This window comes from Pseudomonas sp. TWP3-2 (assembly GCF_049897765.1).
Classification (GTDB): Bacteria; Pseudomonadota; Gammaproteobacteria; order Pseudomonadales; family Pseudomonadaceae; genus Aquipseudomonas.
The window spans coordinates 1-26,911 of record NZ_JAFCWW010000023.1 but is presented as its reverse complement, the minus strand read 5'-3'; the positions used below and the strand labels follow the sequence as shown (position 1 = coordinate 26,911).

At 59.8% G+C, this 26,911-nt stretch carries 26 protein-coding genes; 12 read left to right on the top strand and 14 right to left on the bottom strand.

Annotated elements, in window-relative coordinates:
- Positions 1-19: 19 nt before the first annotated feature.
- Together ACP7EE_RS23835 and ACP7EE_RS23830 are read left to right on the top strand one after the other, a co-directional pair.
- On the top strand, positions 20-802 hold the full coding sequence (locus ACP7EE_RS23835; RefSeq protein ID WP_420648149.1) for an aldolase: 783 nt from the start codon (positions 20-22) through the stop codon (positions 800-802).
- 26 nt (positions 803-828) lie between these two features.
- Positions 829-1,710 carry a dihydrodipicolinate synthase family protein gene (locus ACP7EE_RS23830; protein WP_426237165.1) on the top strand — a complete coding sequence of 294 codons (882 nt, stop codon included), beginning with the start codon at positions 829-831 and terminating at the stop codon, positions 1,708-1,710.
- 68 nt (positions 1,711-1,778) lie between these two features.
- Here ACP7EE_RS23830 and ACP7EE_RS23825 read toward each other — a convergent pair whose 3' ends face one another.
- From ACP7EE_RS23825 to ACP7EE_RS23795, 7 genes are all read right to left on the bottom strand, one after another.
- Positions 1,779-2,123 carry a YegP family protein gene (locus ACP7EE_RS23825; protein ID WP_426237163.1) on the bottom strand — a complete coding sequence of 115 codons (345 nt, stop codon included), beginning with the start codon at positions 2,121-2,123 and terminating at the stop codon, positions 1,779-1,781.
- A gap of 79 nt (positions 2,124-2,202) precedes the next feature.
- The gene (locus tag ACP7EE_RS23820) at positions 2,203-2,508 is read right to left on the bottom strand and encodes a ribbon-helix-helix domain-containing protein (protein WP_420648152.1); all 306 of its coding nucleotides are present in this window, start codon (positions 2,506-2,508) and stop codon (positions 2,203-2,205) included.
- Positions 2,509-2,521: 13 nt separating this feature from the next.
- A complete protein-coding gene (locus tag ACP7EE_RS23815) occupies positions 2,522-3,103 on the bottom strand; it encodes a DJ-1/PfpI family protein (RefSeq protein WP_426237161.1) in 582 nt (193 codons plus the stop codon).
- A 126-nt stretch (positions 3,104-3,229) separates the two neighbouring features.
- On the bottom strand, positions 3,230-4,456 hold the full coding sequence (locus ACP7EE_RS23810; protein ID WP_426205574.1) for a class I SAM-dependent methyltransferase: 1,227 nt from the start codon (positions 4,454-4,456) through the stop codon (positions 3,230-3,232).
- A gap of 273 nt (positions 4,457-4,729) precedes the next feature.
- On the bottom strand, positions 4,730-5,347 hold the full coding sequence (locus ACP7EE_RS23805) for a TPM domain-containing protein (RefSeq protein WP_426205573.1): 618 nt from the start codon (positions 5,345-5,347) through the stop codon (positions 4,730-4,732).
- 30 nt (positions 5,348-5,377) lie between these two features.
- Complete coding sequence (locus tag ACP7EE_RS23800; RefSeq protein WP_426237159.1) at positions 5,378-6,133, bottom strand: TPM domain-containing protein; 756 nt, start codon at positions 6,131-6,133, stop codon at positions 5,378-5,380.
- A gap of 13 nt (positions 6,134-6,146) precedes the next feature.
- On the bottom strand, positions 6,147-6,755 hold the full coding sequence (locus ACP7EE_RS23795) for a LemA family protein (RefSeq protein ID WP_420648156.1): 609 nt from the start codon (positions 6,753-6,755) through the stop codon (positions 6,147-6,149).
- Positions 6,756-7,014: 259 nt separating this feature from the next.
- On the opposite strand from ACP7EE_RS23795, the gene bglX reads away from it, so the two are divergent.
- Complete coding sequence (bglX, locus tag ACP7EE_RS23790) at positions 7,015-9,306, top strand: beta-glucosidase BglX (RefSeq protein ID WP_426237157.1); 2,292 nt, start codon at positions 7,015-7,017, stop codon at positions 9,304-9,306.
- 146 nt (positions 9,307-9,452) lie between these two features.
- Here bglX and ACP7EE_RS23785 read toward each other — a convergent pair whose 3' ends face one another.
- The 5 genes from ACP7EE_RS23785 to ACP7EE_RS23765 all read right to left on the bottom strand — a co-directional run bounded on the left by ACP7EE_RS23785 (position 9,453) and on the right by ACP7EE_RS23765 (position 13,756).
- Complete coding sequence (locus ACP7EE_RS23785; protein ID WP_426237155.1) at positions 9,453-10,610, bottom strand: phospholipase D-like domain-containing protein; 1,158 nt, start codon at positions 10,608-10,610, stop codon at positions 9,453-9,455.
- 1 nt (position 10,611) lies between these two features.
- Positions 10,612-11,202 (bottom strand): YceI family protein, encoded by a 591-nt coding sequence (locus ACP7EE_RS23780; RefSeq protein ID WP_426237153.1) that lies wholly within the window; start codon positions 11,200-11,202, stop codon positions 10,612-10,614.
- 219 nt (positions 11,203-11,421) lie between these two features.
- Entirely contained in the window at positions 11,422-11,727 is a 306-nt protein-coding gene (locus ACP7EE_RS23775) for an amidase (protein WP_426237152.1), read from the bottom strand.
- Entirely contained in the window at positions 11,724-12,815 is a 1,092-nt protein-coding gene (locus ACP7EE_RS23770) for a serine hydrolase domain-containing protein (protein ID WP_426237150.1), read from the bottom strand. The genes ACP7EE_RS23775 and ACP7EE_RS23770 overlap by 4 nt, the downstream gene beginning before the upstream one ends.
- 62 nt (positions 12,816-12,877) lie before the next feature.
- Positions 12,878-13,756 (bottom strand): acyl-CoA dehydrogenase, encoded by an 879-nt coding sequence (locus ACP7EE_RS23765; protein WP_426237148.1) that lies wholly within the window; start codon positions 13,754-13,756, stop codon positions 12,878-12,880.
- Positions 13,757-13,908: 152 nt separating this feature from the next.
- Between ACP7EE_RS23765 and olsB the strand changes: the two genes are divergently transcribed.
- Both olsB and ACP7EE_RS23755 read left to right on the top strand, forming a co-directional pair.
- Positions 13,909-14,664: an L-ornithine N(alpha)-acyltransferase gene (gene olsB / locus ACP7EE_RS23760; protein ID WP_426237146.1), complete on the top strand. Its 756-nt coding sequence runs from the start codon at positions 13,909-13,911 to the stop codon at positions 14,662-14,664.
- On the top strand, positions 14,664-15,455 hold the full coding sequence (locus ACP7EE_RS23755) for a lysophospholipid acyltransferase family protein (protein ID WP_426237144.1): 792 nt from the start codon (positions 14,664-14,666) through the stop codon (positions 15,453-15,455). Before olsB ends, ACP7EE_RS23755 begins: the two co-directional genes overlap by 1 nt.
- Before the next feature lie 125 nt (positions 15,456-15,580).
- Here the strand turns inward: ACP7EE_RS23755 and ACP7EE_RS23750 are convergent, their stop codons facing one another.
- Positions 15,581-16,159 carry an ACP phosphodiesterase gene (locus ACP7EE_RS23750; RefSeq protein WP_426237142.1) on the bottom strand — a complete coding sequence of 193 codons (579 nt, stop codon included), beginning with the start codon at positions 16,157-16,159 and terminating at the stop codon, positions 15,581-15,583.
- Between the two features lie 169 nt (positions 16,160-16,328).
- Between ACP7EE_RS23750 and ACP7EE_RS23745 the strand changes: the two genes are divergently transcribed.
- The 4 genes from ACP7EE_RS23745 to ACP7EE_RS23730 all read left to right on the top strand — a co-directional run bounded on the left by ACP7EE_RS23745 (position 16,329) and on the right by ACP7EE_RS23730 (position 19,725).
- Positions 16,329-16,631 carry an ArsR/SmtB family transcription factor gene (locus ACP7EE_RS23745; RefSeq protein WP_426205564.1) on the top strand — a complete coding sequence of 101 codons (303 nt, stop codon included), beginning with the start codon at positions 16,329-16,331 and terminating at the stop codon, positions 16,629-16,631.
- Between the two features lie 34 nt (positions 16,632-16,665).
- Complete coding sequence (locus ACP7EE_RS23740; protein WP_426237140.1) at positions 16,666-17,832, top strand: MFS transporter; 1,167 nt, start codon at positions 16,666-16,668, stop codon at positions 17,830-17,832.
- Positions 17,833-17,864: 32 nt separating this feature from the next.
- Positions 17,865-18,914, top strand: a complete 1,050-nt coding sequence (locus ACP7EE_RS23735; RefSeq protein WP_426205562.1) for an alkene reductase — start codon at positions 17,865-17,867, stop codon at positions 18,912-18,914.
- A 181-nt stretch (positions 18,915-19,095) separates the two neighbouring features.
- Positions 19,096-19,725 carry a hypothetical protein gene (locus ACP7EE_RS23730; protein WP_426237138.1) on the top strand — a complete coding sequence of 210 codons (630 nt, stop codon included), beginning with the start codon at positions 19,096-19,098 and terminating at the stop codon, positions 19,723-19,725.
- Positions 19,726-19,923: 198 nt separating this feature from the next.
- Here the strand turns inward: ACP7EE_RS23730 and emhR are convergent, their stop codons facing one another.
- Positions 19,924-20,556 carry an efflux system transcriptional repressor EmhR gene (emhR, locus tag ACP7EE_RS23725; protein ID WP_426205560.1) on the bottom strand — a complete coding sequence of 211 codons (633 nt, stop codon included), beginning with the start codon at positions 20,554-20,556 and terminating at the stop codon, positions 19,924-19,926.
- 266 nt (positions 20,557-20,822) lie between these two features.
- On the opposite strand from emhR, the gene emhA reads away from it, so the two are divergent.
- From emhA to emhC, 3 genes are read left to right on the top strand one after another with little or no spacing between them, the layout of a single operon-like run.
- Positions 20,823-21,980 carry an efflux RND transporter periplasmic adaptor subunit EmhA gene (emhA, locus tag ACP7EE_RS23720; RefSeq protein ID WP_420648171.1) on the top strand — a complete coding sequence of 386 codons (1,158 nt, stop codon included), beginning with the start codon at positions 20,823-20,825 and terminating at the stop codon, positions 21,978-21,980.
- Positions 21,981-21,983: 3 nt separating this feature from the next.
- Positions 21,984-25,148 carry an efflux RND transporter permease subunit EmhB gene (gene emhB / locus ACP7EE_RS23715; protein WP_426237135.1) on the top strand — a complete coding sequence of 1,055 codons (3,165 nt, stop codon included), beginning with the start codon at positions 21,984-21,986 and terminating at the stop codon, positions 25,146-25,148.
- Complete coding sequence (gene emhC / locus ACP7EE_RS23710; protein ID WP_426237133.1) at positions 25,145-26,605, top strand: efflux RND transporter outer membrane subunit EmhC; 1,461 nt, start codon at positions 25,145-25,147, stop codon at positions 26,603-26,605. Before emhB ends, emhC begins: the two co-directional genes overlap by 4 nt.
- The last annotated feature ends 306 nt before the right edge of the window (positions 26,606-26,911 follow it).

The following is a 26,911-nucleotide window of genomic DNA, read 5'->3' as shown; positions in this document are numbered from 1 at the left end:
ACACCCGAGGACACCCGATATGGCCAAGACATTAGCACTACCCAAAGAGCAACTGGTCAAGCAAGCCCTGACGCAGATGCAAAATCACCTGGCGGATAATACGTGGACTGACCGGCAAAAGCTGGCCCTGACCTGCCGGATCCTGTTCGAGAGCGGCCATGACTCCGGCCTCGCCGGGCAGATCACCGCGCGTGGCCCGCAGCCCGGCACCTATTACACTCAGCAACTGGGCCTGGGTTTCGATGAGATCACCGCGAGCAATCTACTGCTGGTCAACGAAGACCTGGAAGTGCTCGAAGGTCACGGCATGGCCAACCCGGCCAACCGTTTCCACAGTTGGGTGTACCGTGCCCGACCGGACGTGAACTGCATCATTCACACGCATCCGACCCACGTTGCCGCGCTGTCGATGCTCGAAGTGCCGTTGCAGATTTCGCACATGGATCTGTGCCCGTTGTACGACGATTGCGCGTTTCTCGAAGGCTGGCCGGGGGTGCCGGTGGGCAATGAAGAAGGCGAACTGATTGCCGGTGCGCTGGGCGACAAGCGCGCGATTCTGCTTTCGCACCACGGTCAGCTGTCTTCCGGGGCGACGATTGAAGAAGCCTGTGTCATCGCGCAATTGATCGAGCGCGCCGCCAAGTTGCAGTTGCTGGCGATGGCTGCCGGCACGATCAAGCCGATCAGCCCCGAGTTGGGCCGTGAGGCGCATGACTGGGTGTCGAAACCGAAACGCCACGCCGCCGCGTTCAACTACTACGCCCGACAGAACCTGCGTCAACACGCCGATTGCCTGAACTGAAACTTCATCCTTGCGGAGCACCCAACATGTCCAACATTCACGGCATCATCGGCTACACCATCACCCCGTTCAGCGCCAATGGCGAAGACCTCGACCTGCCGGCGCTCGGCCGCTCCATCGACCGACTGATTGACGGCGGCGTCCACGCCATCGCCCCATTGGGCAGCACCGGTGAAGGCGCTTACCTAAGTGATGCGGAGTGGGATCAGGTCGCCGAGTTCAGCATCAAGCACGTCGCCAAACGCGTGCCGACCGTGGTCAGCGTCTCCGATCTGACCACCGCCAAAGCGGTCCGCCGTGCGCGTTTCGCCGAAGCTCATGGCGCCGATGTGGTGATGGTGCTGCCAGCCTCGTACTGGAAACTCACCGAAGCAGAAATCCTCGCCCACTACCGCGCCATCGGCGAGAGCATCGGCGTACCGATCATGCTTTACAACAACCCGGCTACCAGCGGCACCGACATGTCGGTCGATCTGATTCTGCGCATCGTTAACGCTGTGGAAAACGTGACCATGGTCAAGGAGAGCACTGGCGACATTCAGCGCATGCACAAGCTGCAACTGCTCGGCGAAGGTCAGGTGCCGTTCTACAACGGCTGCAATCCGCTGGCGCTGGAAGCGTTCGCCGCCGGGGCCAAGGGCTGGTGCACAGCGGCGCCGAACCTGATTCCACAGCTGAATCTGGATCTGTATGCCGCAGCGCTGAGCAACGATCTTGGCAAGGCGCGCGAACTGTTTTACCGCCAGTTGCCGCTGCTGGACTTCATCTTGAAAGGAGGGTTGCCGGCGACGATCAAGGCCGGGCTGCGTGATACCGGGCTGGAAGTGGGGGAGCCGCGTTTGCCGGTATTCCCGCTGAGCGAGGCTGGGCGCAATCAACTGCAAGCAATCCTAAAAACCCTGCGTTGATCCCAGGCAACACACAAAACCATGTGGGAGCCAGCCTGCTGGCTCCCACATTTGGATCTTCAGCAGATTCAGAGTACCGGCAAGGTTTTGTCCTTGATCACTTTGCTCGGCCCATTCGTCTTGACGCTGGCAATGCCCTTGTCACAAGCGGCATCAGAGGAATATGCCTCACTGCTGCCGATGACTTCATGGTTGCCAGCCTTGAGATTGAAATACGGATGACCGTCCTTGGTGGATTTCTTCTCGTAGCGTTCATCCAGCGGGCTGTTGGTCTGCACCGACGCGATGCCTTTGTCGGCAGCGCTGCGGGTGGTGTACAGCTCACTGGTCAGAATGGTTTCGGCATTCGCGGCTTTCAGTACAAACCTGAATTGACCACTGCTGCTTTTGCTCACTTCGTACCATCCGGACATGCTCGTTGCTCCTTGGCGATTGAAAGGATTGGCGCCAGAGAGTAAAGACCAGCGCCGGGCATCTGTCGCCTGCGCAGCGCTACTTCACCACTGCACGCACCACCGACAACTCCGGCGCAGCCACGCGCCGCTGACTCAGATAGCGCGTGCAGCTCACCCGTAGAAACGAAGCGAAATTCACCACCTCACCGCGATAATCCATCACCTCTTCATACAGCTTGGCCACCAGTTGATTGGTGCTCATGCCGTCGACCTCGGCGATTTCGCTGAGGATGTCCCAGAACTGGTTTTCCAGGCGCACCGTGGTCACCACACCGCAGATGCGCAGCGAGCGCGAGCGTGATTCGTAAAGAATCGGATCGGCTTTGACGTACAGCTCGCACATGCGCGCAACCTCGTTACAGAGTGATTTTGGTGCCCAGCAGACCGAGGAAACCGGCCAGCCAATTCGGATGCGCCGGCCAGGCTGGCGCAGTGGCCAGATTGCCCTGAACGTGGCCATCGGTCACGGCGATGTCGATGTACGTACCACCCGCCAGTCGCACTTCCGGCGCACAGGCTGGATAAGCGCTGCACTCGCGACCTTCGAGAATGCCCGCGGCTGCCAACAGTTGCGCGCCGTGGCAGACGGCGGCGATTGGCTTGCCGGCCTTGTCGAAGGCTCTTACCAGGTCGAGGACTTTTTCGTTCAGGCGCAGGTATTCCGGCGCACGACCGCCGGGCACCAGCAGTGCGTCGTAATCCTTGGCATCGACTTTGGCAAAGTCGAAGTTCAGCGCAAACAGGTGACCGGGTTTTTCGCTGTAAGTCTGGTCGCCTTCGAAGTCATGGATCGCGGTGCGCACCGTCTGGCCCGCAGCCTTGTCCGGGCACACGGCGTGGACGGTGTGGCCGACCATTTGCAGGGCCTGAAACGGCACCATCACTTCGTAGTCTTCGACGTAGTCGCCAACCAGCATCAGAATTTTTTTCGCGGCCATGGGGAGAACTCCTCTGGAAAATACGCAGGAGTCTTCAAGGTAGTCCGTATCTGACGGGGTGGGTAACAACCGGCTACTACGCCGCTGTCGTCCCGCCCCTTACAGTCCCCGTTTAAACCACATAGGTCAGCTCAGATAACCATCAGCGCGCAGCAAGGTTTCCAGGCAGTGCTCGCTGATGTTGTAAAACGCCTTCAGTTCTTGAATCTTCACCAGCAACTGAGCCGGATCGACCGCCTCGGCGCGTTTCACCGCCAGAATCATCTTGTTTTTGTTGGTGTGATCGAGCGAGATGAACTCGAACACCTTGGTCTCGTAACCGCAGGCCTCAAGGAACAATGCACGCAGACTGTCGGTGACCATTTCCGCTTGCTGGCCCAAGTGCAAACCGTATTGCAGCATCGGCTTGAGCAGCGCCGGGCTCTGGATTTGCAGGCGGATCTGCTTGTGGCAGCACGGCGAGCACATGATGATCGCGGCGCCCGAGCGGATGCCGGTGTGGATCGCGTAGTCGGTCGCGATGTCGCAGGCATGCAGGGCGATCATCACGTCCAGCTCGCTCGGCGCCACACTGCGTACATCGCCGCACTTGAACACTAGACCTGGGTGATCGAGTTTCGCCGCCGCGTTGTTGCACAAGTCGACCATCTCTTCACGCAGCTCGACACCGGTGACTTCGCCTTCAGCCTTGAGCGTATTGCGCAGATAGTCGTGGATGGCGAACGTCAGGTAACCCTTGCCCGACCCGAAATCCGCCACCCGCACCGGTTTATCCAGCGCCAGTGGTGAAGTGGTCAGGGCGTGGCTGAAGACTTCGATGAACTTGTTGATCTGCTTCCACTTGCGCGACATCGCCGGGATCAGCTCGGACTTGGCGTTGGTCACGCCCAGATCCTTGAGGAACGGTCGGTTCAGCTCAAGGAAGCGGTTTTTCTCGCGGTTGTGCTCGGCAGACGGCACCTCGCGCAATTGCTGGGGTTTGCTCATGAACAGCGAAGATTTGCCCTTTTTGCTGTATTCCAGCTGGGCTTCATCGTTCAGCGACAGTAAATGCGCGTTTTTGAATGAGGCTGGCAGCAGAGCAGCAATCGCCGCCACGCCTTCAGTCAGGGGCAGATTCTTGGTGATGTCGCGGGTCTTGTAGCGATACACGAACGACAGGCAAGGCTGGGCTTTGACCGTCACTGGTTTGATGATGATCCGCTGCAACTCCGCTTCGTCGCCGACGTACTTGGCCAGCACCAGTTTGATGAAGCCGCTCTGCTCGAGGCTGGTTTGCAGCAGCTCGATGAACTGGGCGTGGTGATCCGGCGCCGATTGGGTAGACGGGGCGGATTGGGCGGTAACAGACATGGGTGGCCTCGGGGCGGGGCGAATCGGGGATGGCGGGTATTTTAGGGGGGATGGCGGTTTGGGACACGCGCTTATTTACCCAGCGGTTGCTAAAAGCACCCTCACCCCAGCCCTCTCCCGGAGGGAGAGGGGGCCGATTGAGGTGTTTTGCGCTATACGTCGACCTGAACTATCGAGTCGAACTCAGGATTAAGAAGCAATGCAAATCGGCTCCCTCTCCCTCGGGAGAGGGCTGGGGTGAGGGGCTACGATCTTGCAGCGAACACAAAATCCTCAGCCCAGCACCACCAACCGATTCGGTAACTCATTCCTCACCTGCGTCACCGGCACATGCACCTTGAGCAACTCGCCACACGCCTCGATGCACGTCACGAAACCCTGCAACGTCTGCCCGCGCCTTACCTGCTCGGTAAACGCCGCGACAATCGCGTCCCAACTCTTGTTGTCCAGCCGTTTGGAAATCCCTTCGTCCACCAGAATCTCCACGTAGCGCTCGGCCTCGCAGACGAAGATCAACATCCCGGTGCTACCCACCGTGTGATGCAGGTTCTGCTCGAGAAACTGCCGTCGCGCCAGGTTCGACGCCCGCCAGTGCCGTACTCGGCGCGGCACCAGATGCGTGGTGATCTTCGGCAGCCTGAACAGCAGGCACAACACGATGAACAGGCCCCATTGCACCAGCAACAGACTGTGCAAGGTCAACCACCCGGTCAGGTAATGCACGATTCCCGGCAGCACCAGCGCCAACAGGCTGGCCCACAGCAGCGGGATGTAGGCGTAGTCGTCGGCGCGCGCCGCCAGCACCGTTACCAGTTCGGCGTCGGTGTCGCGCTCGACCCGGGCGATTGCCTCGGCGACTTTGCGTTGTTCGTGTTCATTCAGTAATGCCATGTCATGCAGTGCCTGTTCTCATTATTGTCATTACCAGCCGCCGGACGAACCACCGCCGCCGAAACTGCCACCGCCGCCGCTGAAGCCTCCACCGCCACCGCCGCCACCTCCGAAGCCGCCCCCGCCAAAACCGCCCCCGCCTCCGGAGCCACCCCGGCCAGCGGGCAGGATACCGAGCATCTGGAAGACAAACACCGCAAGGATGAACAACATCAGCAGGAACACGAACAGCGCAGGATGGCGCGAGATGAAATCGTCCGACGGATCGCCGGTCGATTCATACACCGTCGACGGCTCATCCAGCGGATTGCCACCCAGCACCACGAGCATCGCCGCGACGCCGTCGCTGATGCCCTTGCCGAAGTTGCCGGACTTGAACGCGGGTGTGATGACCTGATGGATGATCACCGAACTCTGCGCATCGGTCAGCCGATCCTCCAGCCCGTAGCCGACTTCGATGCGCAACTTGCGCTCGTCACGGGCAACGATCAGCAGCGCGCCGTTGTTCTTGTCCTTCTGACCAATGCCCCAGTGGCGACCGAGCTGGACGCCGTAGTCCTCGATCGTGGTGCCCTGCAAATCCGGCAGGGTGACCACCACCAATTGCTCGCCGGTCGCCTGCTCGTGAGCCTGTAACTGTTGGCTCAGTTGCGCGCGCACCGTCGGCTCGAGCATCTGCGCTTCGTCCACCACCCGTCCGCTCAGCGCCGGGAACGTCAACTCGGCCCGGGCGCTGACGGCGAACAGCCACAGCATCAGCACCAGGCCTATCTTCAAAACACGCATGGACATCACCGGATCAGAACTTCACTTCCGGGGCCTTGTCCGCACCGGGGGTGGTGGCTTCGAAGGTTTCACGGGCCGGCAGATCGCTGTACATCACGCTGTGCCACAGGCGACCGGGGAAGGTGCGGATTTCGGTGTTGTATTTCTGCACGGCCAGAATGAAATCGCGGCGGGCCACGGCGATGCGGTTTTCCGTGCCTTCAAGTTGCGATTGCAGGGCGAGGAAGTTCTGGTTGGCTTTGAGATCCGGATAACGCTCGGACACCACCATCAACCGGCTCAAGGCACCGGTCAGTTGATCCTGAGCCTGCTGGAACTGCTTGAGTTTTTCCGGGTTGTCGAGGGTGCTGGCATCGACCTGAATCGAAGTGGCCTTGGCGCGCGCCTCGATCACCGCCGTCAGGGTTTCCTTTTCATGCGCGGCGTAACCTTTGACGGTTTCCACCAGGTTCGGAATCAGATCAGCGCGACGCTGATACTGGTTCTGCACCTGGCCCCACGCGGCTTTGGCCTGTTCGTCGAGGGTCGGAATGTTGTTGATGCCGCACGCGGTCAGCAGCGTGGCCATCACCAATAACGTGGCCACCTGCAAGCGCGAGCGATAGACAGGACTGAGATTCATCGGATGGGTGCTCCCTTGCACATTTTCAGAAAAATTGACCGCGAAACATTCTCGGCCGGCTGTTGGGGCATAATCGCCCGCGCCACTGGATTGCTACGGGCCGATGGGCTAAAAAGAGGCCCAGCGCGATCATGCTGTGAAATTCGGCAACGCGCATTACGCCGCCGCATTTGCATCAGTACCCGAACAACAATAGTCGTTCCCTAAATTTTGGCTGGCCGGCATTGCAACGCCGTGTGTGCCCTTGAGAAAACTATTCATGAAGAAGCTGTGTTTGCTGGGCCTGTTCGTCAGTCTGGCCAGTCATCAAGTATTGGCCGCGGCGACCCCGGTGCCCCTGGAAAACAAGGACGCCTTCATCACCGACCTGATGAAGCAAATGACTCTCGACGAGAAGATCGGCCAATTGCGCCTGATCAGTATCGGCCCGGAAATGCCCCGCGAACTGATCCGCAAGGAAATCGCCGCGGGCAACATCGGCGGCACGTTCAACTCTATCACCCGTGCGGAAAACCGTCCGATGCAGGACGCGGCAATGCGCAGCCGGTTGAAGATTCCGATGTTTTTCGCGTACGACGTGATCCACGGTCACCGTACGATTTTCCCGATTCCGCTGGCCCTCGCTTCGAGCTGGGACATGGACGCCATCGGCCAGTCCGGGCGCGTCGCGGCCAGAGAAGCCGCCGCCGACAGCCTCGATATCACCTTCGCGCCGATGGTCGACATCTCCCGTGATCCGCGCTGGGGCCGTAGCTCCGAAGGTTTTGGTGAAGACACCTACCTGACTTCGCGCATCGCCACGGTGATGGTCAAGGCTTATCAGGGTGCGACCCCGAGCGCCGCCGACTCCATCATGGCCAGCGTCAAGCACTTCGCCCTGTATGGTGCGGTCGAGGGTGGTCGCGATTACAACACCGTGGATATGAGCCCGGTGAAGATGTATCAGGATTACCTGCCGCCGTACCGCGCCGCGATTGATGCCGGCGCTGGTGGCGTGATGGTGGCGCTGAACTCGATCAACGGCATACCGGCCACTGCCGATACCTGGCTGATGAACGATCTGCTGCGCCGCGACTGGGGCTTCAAAGGTCTGGCAGTCAGCGACCACGGCGCGATCTTCGAATTGATCAAGCACGGCGTGGCGCGTGACGGTCGCGAAGCGGCGAAGCTGGCGATCAAGGCCGGCATCGACATGAGCATGAACGACACCCTGTACGGCAAAGAGCTGCCGGGCCTGCTCAAGTCCGGTGAAATTGAACAGAAACACATCGACAACGCCGTACGCGAAGTGCTCGCAGCCAAGTACGACATGGGCCTGTTCAAGGACCCGTACCTGCGCATCGGCAAGGCTGAAGATGATCCGGCCGACACCTACGCCGAAAGCCGCCTGCACCGCGCCGAAGCGCGTGAAGTTGCGCGTCGCAGTCAGGTATTGCTGAAGAATCAGAATGAAACCCTGCCGCTGAAGAAAACCGCGAAAATCGCCCTGGTCGGCCCGCTGGCCAAGGCACCAATCGACATGATGGGCAGCTGGGCCGCTGCTGGTCGTCCAGCGCAATCGGTGACCCTGTTCGACGGCATGAGCAGTGTGATTGGCGATAAATCGAACCTGATCTACGCCCGTGGCGCCAACATCACCGGCGACAAGAAAGTCCTCGATTACCTGAACTTCCTCAACTTCGATGCGCCGGAAGTGGTCGATGATCCGCGTCCGGCCAACGTGCTGATCGATGAAGCGGTCAAAGCGGCGCAGTCGGCTGACGTGGTGGTTGCAGCGGTCGGTGAATCGCGTGGCATGTCCCACGAGTCGTCGAGCCGCACCGACCTGAACATCCCGCAAAGCCAGCGCGATCTGATCCGCGCCCTGAAAGCTACCGGCAAGCCGTTGGTGCTGGTGCTGATGAACGGCCGTCCGCTGACGATTCTCGAAGAGAAAGAATCGGCTGATGCGATTCTGGAAACCTGGTTCAGCGGCACCGAAGGCGGCAACGCCATCGCTGACGTGTTGTTCGGCGACTACAACCCGTCGGGCAAACTGCCGGTGACGTTCCCACGCTCGGTAGGCCAGATTCCGACCTACTACAACCATCTGAGCATTGGCCGGCCGTTCACGCCGGGCAAACCGGGCAACTACACCTCGCAGTATTTCGATGACACTACGGGGCCGCTGTTCCCGTTCGGTTTCGGCTTGAGCTACACCGATTTCAGCCTGAGCGACATGGCGCTGTCGTCGACCACGCTGAACACCACCGGCAAGCTCGACGCCAGTGTGATGGTGAAAAACACCGGCAAACGTGACGGCGAAACCGTGGTGCAGCTGTACATTCAGGACGTCACCGGCTCGATGATCCGCCCGGTGAAAGAACTGAAAAACTTCCAGAAGATCATGCTCAAGGCTGGCGAACAGAAAGTCGTGCACTTCACCATCACCGAGGATGACCTGAAGTTCTACAACGCTCAGCTCAAGTACGCGGCAGAGCCGGGCAAGTTCAACGTGCAGATCGGCCTGGACTCCCAGGACGTGACGCAGCAGAGCTTTGAGTTGCTGTAATTCGTCAAACACTGCAAAAACCTGTGGGAGCTGCGGTGCGACGATTCGACTTGCCAGCGATGGCGGACTGACAGTCAACTGAGATGTTGAATATGCCGGCCTCATCGCTGGCAAGCCAGCTCCCACAGTGTTCTAGGGTGACGCCGCTACCCGCGGCGATCCAGGATATTGACCACCACCCGATCCACCCATCCCCAAATCCTCTGCTTGACCCGCCGCCACAACGGCCGGCGCTGCCATTCCTCCAGACTCACCTGCTGACTCAGGCTGAAGTCTTTCTCGAAACTCGCCACCACTGCCGCCGTCAATTGCGGGTCCAGTGCTTCCAGATTCGCCTCAAGATTGAAGCGCAGATTCCAGTGGTCGAAATTACACGAACCGATGCTCACCCAGTCGTCCACCAGCACCATTTTCAGGTGCAGGAAGCACGGCTGGTATTCGAAGATTTTCACCCCGGCCTTGAGCAGACGCGGGTAGTAGCGATGTCCGGCATAACGCACTGAAGGATGATCGGTGTGCGGCCCGGTCAGCAGCAGGCGCACGTCGATGCCACGCGCGGCGGCCTTGCGCAGGGCACGGCGGATTTGCCAGGTCGGCAGGAAATACGGTGTTGCCAGCCAGATCCGGCGCTGGCCGCTGTTCAGCGCGCGGATCAGTGATTGCAGAATGTCGCGGTGCTGGCGGGCATCGGCGTAGGCCACGCGGCCCATGCCCGCGCCGCTGGCAGGGACTTTGGGCAAACGCGGTAGACCAAAATGCGCAGTCGGCTTCCATGCGCGGCGATAACTATTGGCAATCCATTGGCGGTCGAACAGCAATTGCCAATCGAGCACCAGCGGCCCGGTGATGTGCACCATCACTTCGTGCCATTCACTGGTGTCGTGGCCCGGCGTCCAGAACTCGTCGGTAACGCCCGTGCCGCCGACCACTGCCAGGCGCTGATCGACCAGTAGCAGCTTGCGATGATCACGGTAGAAATTACGCACCCAGCGTCGCCAGTTCAGGCGATTGTAGAAGCGCAGTTCAACGCCAGCACCCGTCAGGCGTTTACGCAGATTGAGCGTGAAGGCGAGGCTGCCGTAATCATCGAACAGGCAACGCACGCGCACACCGCGTTCGGCCGCGAGCACCAACGCCTGGACGATGGTTTCGGCGCAGGCGCCCGCCTCGACCAGATACAACTCAAGTTCGATCTGCTCCTTGGCGTTGGCGATTTCCTCGAGCATCTTCGGGAAGAATTGCGGGCCGTCGATCAGCAGTTCGAAGCGATTGCCGTCGCGCCACGGGAATACCGCACCACGCACGTCAGCGCGCCGTGAAGATCAGCACCGCACCCACCGGCACCGACAGACTGATGGCCGACAACCCGGCCATCTTGCGCAGACTTTCCAGCCCCGGTGCCAGATCGAAATCCTCGGCGCTGATCACCAGCGGCTCCAGCGTGACCACTTGAAAGCGTCGATCATCCAGACGCGTCGCCAGCAGTTCGGCAGGATATTCGTGTTGCTTGCCGTGCAGGTTGACGGTCAGCGGCAAGCGCAATTCCAGCTGCGCACCGGGCGCCAGATCGTTGATCGGGCGCAGATCGATTTGCGTGGTGATGGTCGCTTCGGGGAATTGCTCGATCTGGAACAGCTCCTTGCGCATGCGTTCGTCACGCAGCGGGATGCCGCTGTTGATCGAGTCCAGCTCGACTTCGACCTCGGCGCGACCACTCGGATCGACCTTGCCGTGCAACACCAGAAAGCGCTGCACTTCGGAAATGTGGGCGTTTTTCGTGCTGACGAAAGAAATCCGCGACGACTCGCCGTCCAGATACCAGTTGGCCTGAGCCGGCAAAGCGGCAGCCGCCAGCAATAGGCCGGCAGCGAGGTTGCACAGGGAGCGTTTGAACATTGAAGACTCGTGGGACCGATAAACGTGCACGAACCTTAACTGCCTGCGCGGTTATTGCAAACCGGATCGCCGCAAATCTGTCGATTGGTGGAAATCCCTGTGGGAGCTGGCTTGCCAGCGATAGCGCCGGCACGGGCAATATTGTTGTGACTGACACTCCGTCATCGCTGGCAAGCCAGCTCCCACAGGGTTCTCTATTCACAGGGGAATTGAGGGGTTTCAGGGATTGAGGAGACAGCCTTGTCGTTGGCTCAGCCACTGCGCGCTATTGGTTCGGCCCATGCCGCTGACAGTGATGGTTTTGCTGGCGGCGTCATCGCTGAAGCTGCTCGTCGGTAGCCACTGTTTGACGTAGCCGCGACAGTAATCGGCATCGTTGTTCATCACATAACGGCACGAACAATATTCCTTGGCGGTGTAGGCGCTGATGATGTCCGGAAACGCCCACAACGCCACGCGCTCATGCCAGATCCAGCCGAGCAGCACGATCAACAGCAACAACAAAACTCGCCCGATCCACTTCATGGCTGCACCGTCCCGGCGAATGCCTTGAGCGCCCATTTGAGCAATTCGTTGTGGCGGTAACTGCCGTCGCGGTCATCGGCGTAGCGCACGATCACCAGTTTTTCGCTGGGGATCACGTACAGCGCCTGCCCCCAATGGCCCAGAGCGGCGAAGGTGTCGGCGGGTGCATCCGGCCAGGGTGAGGCCGCACCGTCTGCCGGGCGATTGAGCCACCAGTGGCCGCCTGGCACCGCTTCGTCCTGATTCGCCTTGTAGCCAGCGAACGGTTGGCGGTTGAACGCGACCCAGTCCCGGAGCAGCAATTGTCGATCATTCCAGCGGCCATCGCGCGCCATAAGCAGGCCGATGCGCGCCAGATCTCTCGCGGTCAGATAAGCGTAGGAAGAGGCGACGAACGTGCCGGTCGCATCGGTTTCCCACACGGCGTTGCGAATGCCCAGCGGTTCGAACAGTGCCGTCCACGGATAGTCCGCATAGCGTTGCGCGCCGACGATGGTTTTCAGCGCCGCGGCCAAAAGATTGCTGTCGCCGCTGGAATAGCGGAACGCCTGACCGGGTTGTGCGTAAGTGTCGTGATCGGCGGTGAACGCGGCCATGTCGCGATGGCCACGGGTGTAGAGCATCGCCACCACTGAAGATTTAAGCGGGGCGTATTCGTAGTCTTCCTGCCAGTCGATGCCCGACGCCCAGTGCAGCAGATCGGCGAGGGTGATGGCCGGGTGTCTGGTCAGTGCCGGGTAAAACTTCGATGCCGGATCTTCGAGTTTGAACAGGCCTTCGCCGTAAGCCACGCCGAGCACCGTGGCCATCAGGCTTTTGCTGATCGACCAGGTCAGGTGCGGAGTGTCGGCAGTGGTTGGCGCGGCGTAGCGCTCGTAGATGAGCTGACCGTCGCGGATCACCAGCAAGGCGTCGGTGCGAATGCCTTGGCGGATATCGTCGTCGCGATTGGGGAAGGCATAAGTTTCCAGCGCTTCGACGGCCGGACCGGAGATCCTCGCGCCGACGGGCCACTGTTCGCCGGGCCATTGTTCGGCCTGAACGGCGAAGCTGATCAGCAGCAGAATCAGGGACAAGCCTTTGAACATGGTCAAGCCTCGGTAAACAGACCTGCCAAGGCTAGCCCACAAAAATGACAATCCCACAGGATTCAACGATCCGCCAATGCCTTGGCCAACCGCTTGGCCCGCGCACCCGCCGCCAATTGCATCACCGATTGATCACGCTGCCACATCGCCGCCCACTCCGGATTGCCGTCAGCCAACGCCTGATCCAGTTCAACCTTCAGCGCATCAAACTGCGCAAACAAACCGCCCAGCAGTACATGCCCGGCCGGACTGTTCGGCGGTTGCCGGCTCGCCTCCGAACAACCAGCCAACAGCGCCAGCAAGCGCAACTGCAAGGACTGCGGCCAATCGCAGTCCTGGCCGACGCCGTACAACCATGCGGTCATCGCGCTCAACACGTACACATCTTCAAGGGTGCGAAACGGTTTTACGTAAGCATCCCAACCGTCCCCGGCCAGCAACTCGCACAGCGCACCGTCGAGATGCAACCGACCGTGGCTGATGTCCGGCATCAACGGCAACGCAGGGAGTTTTTCCACCCGTACGCCGGGCTCGCCTGGATATACCACCGCCAGACTGAGACGGGGTGACTCGCCGGGCTGTTCACTGCGCGCGGCGATCAGCAGCCAGTCGGCGGCGTCGCCAGCAGTGACAAAATCCTTGCGTCCGCTCAGACGCAAATCCTTGAGGCGCGTTTGCATGTCCGCCGGACGCAAACTGCGCTGCTCGGTCGCGCACAGTGCGCCAAGGCTCAGCGGCGCGCTCGGCCAAAGCATGCGTAGCGCCGCCTGGTAACCCACCAGAAACGCCAGCCCCGGCGTCGCCATCCGCCGTCCGCCGGCCACCGCCAGTTCAAACGGGGTGACGTTGCCCAATTGCTGCAACAGCGTGGCGAACCCTTCCGCCAGGTCGGCGACGGCGGGCAAACGTTCGCGGCTTTCAAGCAGGGTCAGCCAGTTCATCCGAGGCTCCTCGTGGGCTGTCATATAAGCATCACCAAACATTCATGGCGATGACACCGGGGCTACATAGCCTGACTTTGCACAACACGGCTGCATAAAGAAAGTCGATGGCTGTAACCCACGACGGGTTAATGGCCCGTACGGAGATTCGCATGACTCAGATCGCCCGCATCAGCGACACCGGCAATGAACGCCGCCTGCAAGCCGAACGCCTGATCGGCGCCGAAGCGTTGCAGCAAGCCCAGGCCTTGCGCTTCAACGTGTTCAGCGGCGAGTTCAACGCCAAGTTGAACGGCGCGGAGCTGGGTCTGGACATGGATGACTATGATGTTCACTGCAGCCACATCGGCGTGCGTGACTTGAACACCGGCCGCCTGGTGGCGACCACGCGTTTGCTCGATCACACCGCCGCCACCACCCTCGGCAAGTTCTACAGTGAAGAAGAATTCAGCTTGCACGGCCTCGCGCATCTGCAAGGCCCGATCCTCGAAATCGGCCGCACCTGCGTCGACCCGGCCTACCGCAACGGCGGCACCATCGCTGTGCTCTGGGGCGAACTGGCAGAAGTATTGAATCAGGGTGGTTACAGCTATCTGATGGGCTGCGCGAGCATCCCGATGCAGGACGGCGGCATCCAGGCCCACGCGATCATGCAGCGCCTGCGCGAACGCTATCTGTGCACCGAACACTTGCGCGCCGAGCCGAAAAAGCCGCTGCCGACGCTGGATATTCCATCGAACGTGATTGCCGAAATGCCCCCGCTGCTCAAGGCTTACATGCGCCTCGGCGCGAAGATCTGTGGCGAGCCGTGCTGGGACGAAGATTTCCAGGTCGCCGACGTGTTCATCCTGCTCAAGCGCGACGAACTCTGCCCGCGCTACGCCAAACACTTCAAGGCGGCCATGTGATGAGCCGGTTGCGGGTGTACGCGCGGATTGCGCGAGTACTGCTGGTGGTGACGCTCGGTTTGACCATGGCCAGTGTGTTCGGGATGTTTGAACGCGCCGGGCTGGCGCATTCGATGCTGCGCCGGCAGCGCTGGTCGCGGTTTTTCATGGCGCGCTTGAGCAATGCTCTGCCCTTTCGCGTGACCGTGCATGGCGAGCTGCCGAAACAGCCGATGCTGTGGGTCAGCAACCACGTGTCATGGACCGACATTCCGCTGCTGGGCATGCTCACGCCGCTGTCGTTTCTGTCCAAGGCTGAAGTGCGCACCTGGCCGGTGGCCGGTTGGCTCGCGGCCAAGGCTGGCAGCCTGTTCATCCGTCGTGGTTCGGGCGACAGCCAGTTGATCCGCAAACAGATGACCCGCCACCTGCAACAGGCCCATCCGCTACTGATGTTCCCGGAAGGCACCACCACCGATGGCCGTTCGCTGCGTACCTTTCATGGTCGCTTGCTGTCGGCGGCGATTGATTCAGAGGTGATGCTGCAACCGGTAGCCATTCGTTATCTGCGCGACGGTCAGGTCGATACGCTGGCGCCGTTCATTGGTGATGATGATCTGCTGTCGCACTTGATGCGCTTGTTTGCCAATGATCGGGGTGATGTGGAGATTCATCTGCTCAAGCCGATTGCCTGCGAGGGCCGCGAGCGTGCGGCATTGGCGTTTGAAGCGCAGCAAGCGGTGCAGAAGGCGTTGTTTGGGGCAATTCCCGAGAAACAACAAGCCCCGATGCGCCCTGCGATTGCAGCTTGAAATTGAGATCTTGAAATCACGATATGACCCTGTGGGAGCGGGCTTGCCCGCGATAGCGATAGACCAGCCAACATCTTTGTGGAATGTGCTGACGCCATCGCGGGCAAGCCCGCTCCCACAGGGATCTAGGTTGCCTTTGAGCCTTGAGCAAAATCCTGCAGTTGTGGATAAAACAACGCAAAATCCTCACTCAACGGCTCATACAAGCGTCGCAACTCCTCCATCGCTCCCGACAGTTCTTCCGGCCGGGTCAGGCGCCGGGAAATCCCGCGCAACACCTGCTCCAGCACTTCAAATTCCTGATACGAACCCAGCCAATCGTTGGCCATCATGTGCGGCGCAATCTGCGCCAGGCGTTCGGGCAACTGCCGTTCGCTGGACAACACGCGATAAACGTCCGAAGTGAATTGCGCCAGCGGCCGGTCGGCATACAGCGTCCAGTCGCGCGCCAGGCAGTGGTCGAAAAACACATCAAGAACGATCCCCGCATAACGCCGGCGAGTGGTGGAAAAGCGTCCCAGTGAAACGTCGACCAATGGATGGCGATCGGTAAATACGTCGATCCGCCGATGCAGCGAAATCGCCGCTTCGACCTCCGGATCAAACTGCCCTTGCAGCCGTCCTTTGACGAAATCGCCATACAGGCTGCCGAGCAATTGGCCGGGGCGCTGGCCACCGAGGTGTAAATGTGCGAGATAGTTCATGGGCGCAGCTTAGCACTGCGTCCTGTGGTTTTTACACTCAACGTATCGTTATAACCCGATATACCGATTTATGCGGTCATCAGATCAAAATCATATTGGTATATCGCGAAATACCGATTTAAAGTTCGCCTCATCGCGATATAGCGTTTTACACACCGAGCACCCTGCCATGAACCTTGACCTCGACGAAATAATAAAAGCCCTGGCGCACCCAGTACGGCGAGACATCCTCAACTGGCTGAAAGACCCGAAAGTCCAGTTCCCGGAACAGTTGCACAACCACGAGTACGGCATCTGTGCCGGGCAGATCGATCAGCGTTGCGGCCTGTCGCAATCGACGGTCTCCGCACACCTGGCGACCTTGCAACGGGCCGGCCTGATCAGCAGCCAGAAGGTCGGTCAATGGCACTTTTTCAAACGCAACGAGGACGTGATTCAGGCGTTCCTCAGCACCCTCAGTAAAGAGCTCTGACCCTTAACGTCAGCCAGCCCAAAAGGAATCAACGATGCCCCTCTCGCTACTCATTCTCGCCTTGAGCGCCTTCGCCATCGGCACCACCGAGTTCGTCATCATGGGCCTGCTGCCCGATGTGGCGGCCGACCTCGGTGTGTCGATTCCCGGTGCCGGCTGGCTGGTGACCGGCTACGCCCTGGGCGTGGCCATCGGTGCGCCGTTCATGGCACTGGCCACCGCGAAACTGCCGCGCAAGGCTGCGCTGGTAGCGTTGATGGGGATTTTCATCGTCGGCAACCTGCTGTGTGCGGTGGCCAGTGACTATCAAGTGTTGATGTTCGCCCGAGTGGTGACCGCGCTGTGTCACGGTGCGTTCTTCGGCATCGGTTCGGTGGTCGCGGCAGGTCTGGTGGCGCCGAACAAACGCGCTTCGGCCGTGGCTTTGATGTTCACCGGTCTGACCTTGGCCAATGTGCTTGGCGTGCCACTGGGCACCGCGCTCGGTCAAGAAGCCGGCTGGCGTTCGACCTTCTGGGCCGTGACCGTGATTGGTGTGATTGCACTGATGGGCCTGATCCGCTTCCTGCCGGCCAAGCGTGACGAGGAAAAACTCGACATGCGTGCCGAACTCGCCGCCCTCAAGGGTGCCGGGATCTGGCTGTCGCTGAGCATGACCGCACTGTTCGCCGCATCGATGTTCACCCTGTTCACCTACGTCGCACCGCTGCTCGGCGAAGTCACCGGCGTCTCGCCAAAAGGCGTGACCTGGACCCTGCTGCTGATCGGCCTCGGCCTGACCGTCGGCAACATCATCGGCGGCAAACTGGCGGACAAACGCCTCGGCGCCACATTGATTGGCGTGTTCGTGGCGATGGCGGTGATTTCCACTGTGCTGAGCTGGACCAGCGTCGCGCTGATCCCGACTGAAATCACCCTGTTCCTCTGGGCCACCGCATCGTTCGCCGCCGTACCGGCGCTACAAGTCAACGTGGTGACCTTCGGCAAGGCTGCACCGAACCTGGTCTCAACGCTGAACATCGGCGCCTTCAACATCGGCAATGCGCTCGGTGCCTGGGTTGGCGGCAGCGTCATCGCCCACGGCTTCGGCCTCACCAGCGTGCCGCTCGCAGCGGCTGTCCTGGCAGTGCTCGCGCTGCTGGTGACGCTGATCACTTTCCGTCAGAGCGGTAATCCCGAGCTGGCACCTGCTACCCACTGATTCACTTAATCACCTCACGAGGGTTGTATCTCATGGCAACTATTTTCGATCCGATCAAACTGGGCGACCTCGAGCTGTCCAACCGCATCATCATGGCGCCGCTGACCCGCTGCCGCGCCGACGAAGGCCGCGTACCCAACGCGCTGATGGCCGAGTACTACGTACAACGCGCTTCTGCCGGGCTGATCCTCAGCGAAGCCACTTCGGTAACCCCGATGGGCGTCGGCTACCCTGACACCCCGGGCATCTGGTCCAACGATCAAGTGCGCGGCTGGACCAACGTGACCAAAGCCATCCACGCTGCCGGCGGCAAAATCGTCCTGCAACTGTGGCACGTCGGCCGCGTCTCGCACCCTTCGTACCTGAACGGCGAAACCCCGGTTGCTCCAAGCGCAATCCAGCCGGCAGGCCACGTCAGCCTGGTGCGTCCGCTGTCCGACTACGTCACCCCGCGCGCACTGGAAACCGCTGAAATCGCCGACATCGTCGACGCCTACCGCGTTGGTGCCGAGAACGCCAAGGCCGCCGGTTTTGACGGCGTGGAAATCCACGGCGCCAACGGTTACCTGCTCGACCAGTTCCTGCAAAGCAGCACCAACCAGCGTACCGACAACTACGGCGGCTCCCTGGAAAACCGTGCGCGCCTGTTGCTCGAAGTGACCGACGCTGCGATCGAAGTCTGGGGTGCCGGCCGGGTTGGCGTGCACCTGGCACCGCGTGCCGACTCCCACGACATGGGTGATGACAACCTCGCCGAGACCTTCACCTACGTTGCTCGCGAACTGGGCAAGCGTGGCATCGCGTTCATCTGCTCGCGTGAGAAAGAAGGCGCTGACAGCCTCGGCCCGCAATTGAAAGAAGCCTTCGGCGGCGCGTACATCGCCAACGAGCGCTTCACCAAGGACAGCGCCAACGAATGGCTGGCCAGCGGCAAGGCTGACGCCGTGGCGTTTGGTGTGCCGTTCATTGCCAACCCGGATCTGCCGGCACGCTTGAAAGCCGATGCACCGCTGAACCAGCCGCACCCGGAAACTTTCTATGGCAAAGGCCCGGTGGGTTACATTGACTATCCAACACTGTAAGCGTTAGTTAGTTGCAACTAAAAAAGCCCCGACTCGAAAGAGCCGGGGCTTTTTTAGTTCTCGCAAATAGGCAATTAAAGAAATAAACCATTACACACCGTATAAGCAAACCTTCAGCGGCGCTGTTATCTTCAGCCACCACAACACAACACAACACAATCAAACAACCAGAGATCGAATCATGGACGAAATTGAAGAACTACTCTCATACTTGGAAGGGGAACATGACCAGGAGTATATCGACAGCACCAGAACCTATTTAGCCGGCCTGAGCAAAGAACAATTCGAAAGCGAAAAGGCAAACTTTTTACTTGGTAGAAAATTTGAAGAAAACTATAAACTGGCTCGACAGCAGCAGCCTGTAGAATGGGAGGCGATTCGCAAAACAACCTCAAAGACCAACATCCTGATCCACATCTACAATCATACTCACGAAACATTTTCTCTGATCAGTTCAACGTGGGATGGCGAGCCGGAGGATTTTGAAATACCACCTGGCGATTGCTATTCACTTCTATTACCAAACGCGTTACTACGACGTATCACCAGTGGCAAGCAAGCATTTCGAAGTTCACTGATCAGTCATAAATTTACATATAGTAGCGGTGACTACGCATTCAGTTTCGCGACAGCAGCAACACTAACAAATCGCGGCTATGATCCGCTTGCTTTTGACGCAAAGTCGAGAGTATCGCGACAACACAGTATTCACTCGATTGGCCAGCGCAAAATCCTATGCGAATACGCACTGGAACAAAACCAGAGCGCCACCCCTTATAGCTACGCACTTAAGATTCAAATCCGGTATTAATTCTTGTAATTACCGGCCCATGAGCAAGCGCCCTTACGAGGGCGCTTGCCTCGTTCGCTCAAATCGAAACGACCAAATTTCCCTTCGGCGAAAATACAAAATCCCTACAAAAGACGTAGCGCGCTACGTATAAACTCGCCGCGTGAATATTCCTGTGCACCCTGGTTGACACAGCCCGCTCCAATCCCGGATTTTGTTTCATTTGCGCAGGCTGGGGCTGAGGCGCAGCATGTCCAACCCTGTATCGACCCAACGCTCGGCTTCAGCATGCAGCTCGAAGCTGTCCGGCGCGAGTAGCCAGCCATAAAGGAGGCCGTCGATATAGGCATGAATGCTGATGGCCGCGCGGGCAGTGTCGAGATCTTCCGGCAGCTGGCCGCGATTTACCGCATTACGCAGGGTCAGGCCGATACGCAGATTGCAATCGAGACTGGCCGTCCGGCGCTGCTGGCGCAGATCGCACATTTCATCGGTGAACTCGCACTTATGAAACAGAATTTCGTTGATGCGCCGGGTTTTCGGATCCAGCGCAACTTGATGAAACAAATGAATCAGCAGCTTGCGCATGCAGCCCAGCGGATCGAGTTCGTCCTCGCTCTCGCTGGCCTTGGCCAGTTCATCCAGCGGCTCATGCAAGGTATCGAGCATAGCCTGCAGCAAATCGGCTTTGTTGCTGAAGTGCCAATAGATGGCTCCGCGCGTCACGCCGGCCAGGGTGGCGATGTCCGCCAGCGTGGTGCGCGCGACCCCGCGCTCATAGAAAGCTTTCTCGGCCGCTTCGAGGATTTGGCTTCGGGTTTCCTGAGCTTCCTCTTTGGTACGACGAACCATGGCAGTAAAACCTCAAACAGGATGTTTCAGCGATGACTGAATATTCGCTGAATAAAAAGGGCTGGATCTCTCGCGGATCATCTCCCGGGCCTACAATTCCTAACCTTGCAACCACTTTTGTAACAGGCTGGATACGACGCCAGGGTGTTTACAAACAGCCATGAATGTAAGTATATTCCTTAGCAAGCTACTTATCCACCCGGTATCTGTTTTTTACCCTTACACATTTCTTGTGCGCTTTTTGCGCGCCTGACCCGAGGATCTTCATGCAATTCAAGCCAGCTGTTACCGCTCTGGTCACTGCCGTCGCCCTGGCATCGCTGCTCAGCGGATGTAAAAAGGAAGAAGCGGCGCCTGCCGCACCGCCTCCTCAGGTCGGCGTCGTCACCCTGCAACCACAAGCCTTTACCCTGACTTCCGAACTGCCGGGCCGCACCAGCGCGTTCCGCATCGCTGAAGTTCGACCGCAGGTCAACGGCATCATTCTCAAGCGTCTGTTCAAGGAAGGCGGCGATGTCAAAGCCGGCCAGCAGCTGTATCAGATCGATCCGTCGGTCTATGAAGCGACCCTGAAAAGCGCCGAAGCCAACCTGCGTTCGACCAAGTCGATCTCCGATCGCTACAAGCAGCTCGTTGACGAGCAAGCCGTGAGCCGTCAGGAATACGACACCGCCCTGTCCAACCGCCTGCAATCGGAAGCGACCCTGCAGAGCGCGCAGATCAACGTGCGTTACACCAAGGTTTACGCACCGATCTCCGGCCGCATCGGCCGCTCTTCGGTCACCGAAGGTGCACTGGTCAGCAATGGCCAGACCGACGCCATGGCGGTGATTCAGCAGCTTGACCCGATCTACGTGGACGTCACGCAGTCTTCGGTGGAATTGCTGGAGCTGCGCCGCGAGCTGGAAAGCGGTCGTCTGCAAAAGGCTGGCGATAACGCCGCTGCGGTCAAGCTGACCCTCGAAGACGGCAGCCAGTACAAGCTCGACGGTAAGCTGGAATTCTCCGAAGTGTCAGTCGATCAGACCACCGGCTCCGTGACGCTGCGCGCAGTGTTCCCGAACCCGGATCACACCTTGCTGCCAGGCATGTTTGTGCACGCTCAGTTGCAGGCCGGTGTGAACAGCGCCGCGATTCTCGCTCCGCAACAAGGCGTGACCCGTGACCTTAAAGGCACTCCGACCGCACTGGTAGTCGGCGCGGACAACAAGGTTGAACTGCGTCAGCTCAAGGCCAGCCGCACCGTTGGTAGCCAATGGCTGATCGAAGATGGCCTGAAAGCCGGCGATCGCCTGATCACCGAAGGTCTGCAATTCGTCAAGCCAGGCGTCGAAGTCAAAGCCACCGAAGCGACCAACGTCGGCAACAAGAACCCGGCCCCCGCACAGGCAGCTGATCAAGCCGCCGGCGGCAAAGGGGAGTAATTCATGTCAAAATTCTTCATCGACCGTCCGATTTTCGCTTGGGTAATTGCCCTGGTGATCATGCTGGTCGGGGCACTTTCGATCCTCAAATTGCCGATCAACCAATACCCGAGCATTGCGCCACCGGCCATTGCGATCTCCGTGACCTACCCGGGTGCTTCGGCACAAACGGTTCAGGACACCGTGGTTCAGGTGATCGAGCAGCAACTCAACGGTATCGACAACCTGCGTTATGTGTCTTCGGAAAGTAACTCCGACGGCAGCATGACCATTACCGCGACCTTCGAGCAGGGCACCAACTCCGACACTGCGCAGGTGCAGGTTCAGAACAAGCTGAACCTGGCCACCCCGCTGTTGCCGCAGGAAGTGCAGCAACAAGGTATCCGCGTGACCAAGGCAGTGAAAAACTTCCTCTTGGTGATCGGCGTGGTGTCGCGCGACGGCAGCATGAGCAAGGACGACCTGTCCAACTACATCGTGTCGAACATGCAGGATCCGATTTCGCGGACTGCCGGCGTCGGTGACTTCCAGGTCTTCGGTGCCCAGTACGCGATGCGTATCTGGCTCGACCCGGCCAAGTTGAACAACTTCAACCTGACCCCGGTTGACGTCAAGACCGCGATCGCCGCGCAGAACGTTCAGGTGTCGTCCGGTCAGCTCGGTGGCTTGCCTGCCGTACAAGGCCAGCAACTGAACGCCACGATCATCGGCAAGACCCGTCTGCAGACCGCCGAGCAATTCAAAGAGATTCTGCTCAAGGTCAACAAGGATGGCTCGCAGGTTCGCCTCAAGGACGTCGCCGACGTCGCCCTGGGTGGCGAGAACTACGCGATCAGTGCCCAGTTCAACGGCAGCCCGGCATCCGGTCTGGCAGTCAAACTGGCCAACGGCGCCAACGCCCTCGACACCGCCAAGGCACTGCGCACGACCATCGACAGCCTCAAGCCATTCTTCCCGCAAGGGATGGAAGTGGTATTCCCGTACGACACCACCCCGGTGGTGACCGAGTCGATCAAAGGTGTGGTTCATACCTTGGTCGAGGCCATCGTACTGGTGTTCCTGGTGATGTTCCTGTTCCTGCAGAACTTCCGCGCCACCGTCATCACCACGATGACCGTGCCGGTGGTATTGCTCGGTACATTCGGCATCCTCGCGGCGTTCGGTTTCAGCATCAACACCCTGACCATGTTCGGTATGGTGCTGGCCATCGGCTTGCTGGTGGACGATGCCATCGTCGTGGTGGAAAACGTCGAGCGGGTGATGAGCGAAGAAGGCTTGTCACCCAAGGAAGCAACCAAGAAATCCATGGGCCAGATCCAGGGCGCACTGGTCGGTATTGCGCTGGTTCTTTCGGCGGTATTGCTGCCGATGGCGTTCTTCAGCGGCTCCACCGGGGTGATCTACAAGCAGTTCTCCATCACCATCGTCTCGGCCATGGCCCTGTCGGTACTGGTGGCGCTGATCTTCACCCCGGCGCTCTGCGCCACCATGCTCAAGCCGATTCCGAAGGGTGAGCACGGCACACCGAAAAAAGGTTTCTTCGGCTGGTTCAACCGCAACTTCGACCGTGGCGTTCGCAGCTACGAGCGCGGTGTCGGCAGCATGCTTCAGCGCAAGATTCCTTACTTGCTGGCCTACCTGCTGATCGTGGTGGGAATGATCTGGCTGTTCACCCGCATTCCGACCGCATTCCTGCCCGAAGAAGATCAGGGCGTACTCTTCGCTCAGGTGCAAACCCCTGCCGGCTCCAGTGCCCAGCGCACTCAGGTAGTGGTGGATGAAATGCGCGAATTCCTGCTGCGTCCGACCAAGGACGGCGGTGAAGGTGACGCAGTGGCTTCGGTGTTTACCGTGACCGGCTTCAACTTTGCCGGCCGTGGTCAGAGCTCGGGTATGGCGTTCATCATGCTCAAACCGTGGGGCGAACGTAACGCTGACAACAGCGTGTTCAAACTCGCCGCCCGTGCCCAGCAGCACTTCTTTACCTTCCGCGATGCGATGGTGTTCGCCTTCGCTCCACCGGCGGTTCTGGAACTGGGTAACGCCACCGGTTTCGACGTGTTCCTGCAAGATCGCGCCGGAATCGGTCACGAAAAGTTGATGGCTGCGCGTAACCAGTTCCTCGGCATGGCGGCGCAAAGCAAAGTGCTGTCGCAGGTACGTCCGAACGGCCTGAATGACGAGCCGCAGTTCCAGCTGGAAATCGATGACGAGAAGGCCAGTGCCTTGGGCATTACCATCAGCGACATCAACAACACGTTGTCGATTGCCTTGGGCAGTAGCTACGTCAACGACTTCATCGACCGTGGTCGAGTGAAAAAAGTGTACGTACAGGGCCAGCCGGACTCGCGCATGAGCCCCGAAGACCTGAAGAAATGGTTCGTACGCAACGCCAGCGGCACCATGGTTCCGTTCTCGGCGTTCGCCAAGGGCGAATGGGCCTACGGCTCGCCGAAGCTCTCGCGTTACAACGGCGTGGAAGCGGTGGAAATCCTCGGTGCTCCGGCTCCGGGTTATTCGACGGGTGAAGCGATGGCCGAAGTCGAAGCCCTCGCAGCCAAACTGCCGGCGGGTGTGGGCCTGTCCTGGACCGGTCTGTCCTACGAGGAACGTCTGTCAGGCTCTCAGGCGCCGGCGCTGTATGCCTTGTCGCTGCTGATGGTGTTCCTGTGTCTGGCGGCACTGTATGAGAGCTGGTCGATTCCGATTGCGGTCATGCTCGTGGTGCCACTGGGGATCATCGGTGCGCTGATGGCCACCAGCCTGCGCGGTCTGTCGAACGACGTGTACTTCCAGGTGGGGCTGTTGACGACCATCGGCCTGGCGGCTAAAAACGCCATTCTGATCGTCGAGTTCGCCAAGGAGCTGCATGAGCAAGGGCGCAGCCTGCGCGAAGCGGCGATCGAAGCCTGCCGCATGCGTCTGCGTCCGATCATCATGACCTCGCTGGCATTCGTTCTCGGTGTGGTGCCACTGGCGATCTCCACGGGCGCAGGCTCGGGCAGTCAGCATGCGATCGGTACCGGCGTGATTGGCGGTATGATCACCGCCACCGTACTCGCGATATTCTGGGTGCCACTGTTCTTCGTCACTGTGTCGTCCATTGGCCAGCGTAAAAACGCCGACCTGGATGACGCCAAAGAAACTCCTAAAGAGGCTGGCCAATGAGCAAGTCGCTACTCTCCATCGCCGTCGCCGCCTTCGTGCTGAGCGGTTGCTCGCTGATCCCTGATTATCAGCAGCCCGAAGCACCGGTGGCAGGCCAATACCCGCAGGGTCCGGCGTATTCGCCGGCCCAGGCACCGGCGCAAGCCGCTGCCGAGCAGGGCTGGAAGCAGTTTTTCCATGACCCGGCACTGCAGCAACTGATTCAGGTGTCGCTGGAAAACAACCGCGACCTGCGCGTCGCGGCACTGAACATCGACGCCTATGCGGCTCAATACCGCATCCAGCGCGCCGATCTGTTCCCGGCCGTTTCGGCGACCGGCAGCGGCAGCCGTCAACGTCTGCCGGCGCGGGCTTCGCAGACCGGTGAGTCGAGCATCACCAGCTCGTACTCCGCCACCGTCGGCATCAGCGCCTATGAACTCGACCTGTTTGGTCGGGTCCGCAGCCTGAGCGAGCAATCGCTGCAGCAATACTTCGCCACTGAAGAAGCACGCCGCAGCACGCAGATCAGTCTGGTGGCCAACGTGGCCAACGCCTACCTGACCTGGCAGGCCGACAAGGAACTGCTCAAGCTGACTCAAGACACCCTCGGTGCCTTCGAAGAAAGCTACAAGCTGACCAGCCGCAGCAACGAAGTCGGTGTGGCCTCGGCGCTGGATCTGGCGCAGTCGCGCACTTCGGTGGAAAACGCCCGTGCACAACTGGCGCGCTACACCCGCCAGGTGGCGCAGGATGAAAACGGTCTGACGCTGCTGCTCGGCACTGGCATCCCGGCCAACCTGCAAGCGGCCAAACCGCTGTCCGACGACCTGCTCAGCGATGTGCCGCCCGGTCTGCCATCGGATCTGCTGCAACGTCGTCCGGACATCCTTCAGGCCGAATACAACCTGAAGGCGGCCAACGCCAACATCGGTGCGGCCCGTGCAGCGTTTTTCCCGAGCATCAGCCTGACCGCCAACGCGGGCAGCCTGAGTCCGGATCTGTCCGGCCTGTTCAAAGGTGGTTCGGGTACGTGGTTGTTCCAGCCGCAGATCAACCTGCCGATCTTCAACGCCGGCAGCCTGCGCGCCAGCCTCGATGCCGCCGAGATCCAGAAGGACATCGGCGTGGCGAACTACGAGAAGTCCATTCAAACGGCCTTCCAGGAAGTCGCCGACGGCCTCGCCGCGCGCCAGACCTACACCGAGCAGTTGCAGGCGCAGCGTGATTTCGTCCAGGCCAACCAGGATTACTACCGCCTGGCTGAGCGTCGCTATCGCATTGGCGTCGACAGCAACCTGACCTTCCTCGATGCCCAGCGTCAGCTGTTCAGCGCACAACAAGCGCTGATCACCGACCGCCTCGCGCAGCTGACCAGTGCGGTCAACCTGTACAAAGCACTCGGCGGTGGCTGGAATGCGCAAACCGCGCAGAACCAGCCGCTGAAAGAAGAAGCGCCGAAGATGAAGTTGTTCTGATCCTCGGCTGAATACAAGGAGCCCACCAATTGGTGGGCTTTTTGTTGTCTGCCAGAAAGTGGTGTTGTCTGGGCTGGCCCCATCGCCAGCAGGCTGGCACACACAACTCCAATTTGCGTACACCCCCGCGGCAAAGCCGCCCCACTCAACACAATGAGCGTTAGCTCGAGTACCGCTCTTGATCTCAAGCGCCCGTCACGCCCTGAGCCTGTCCGTCAATCTGTTGCCACCTCCATCGACGCCTTTATCAGTGTTGATCCGCGACGCGTCAAAGCCTGCAAGTAAGCCTTCTCGTCATAGACGGTG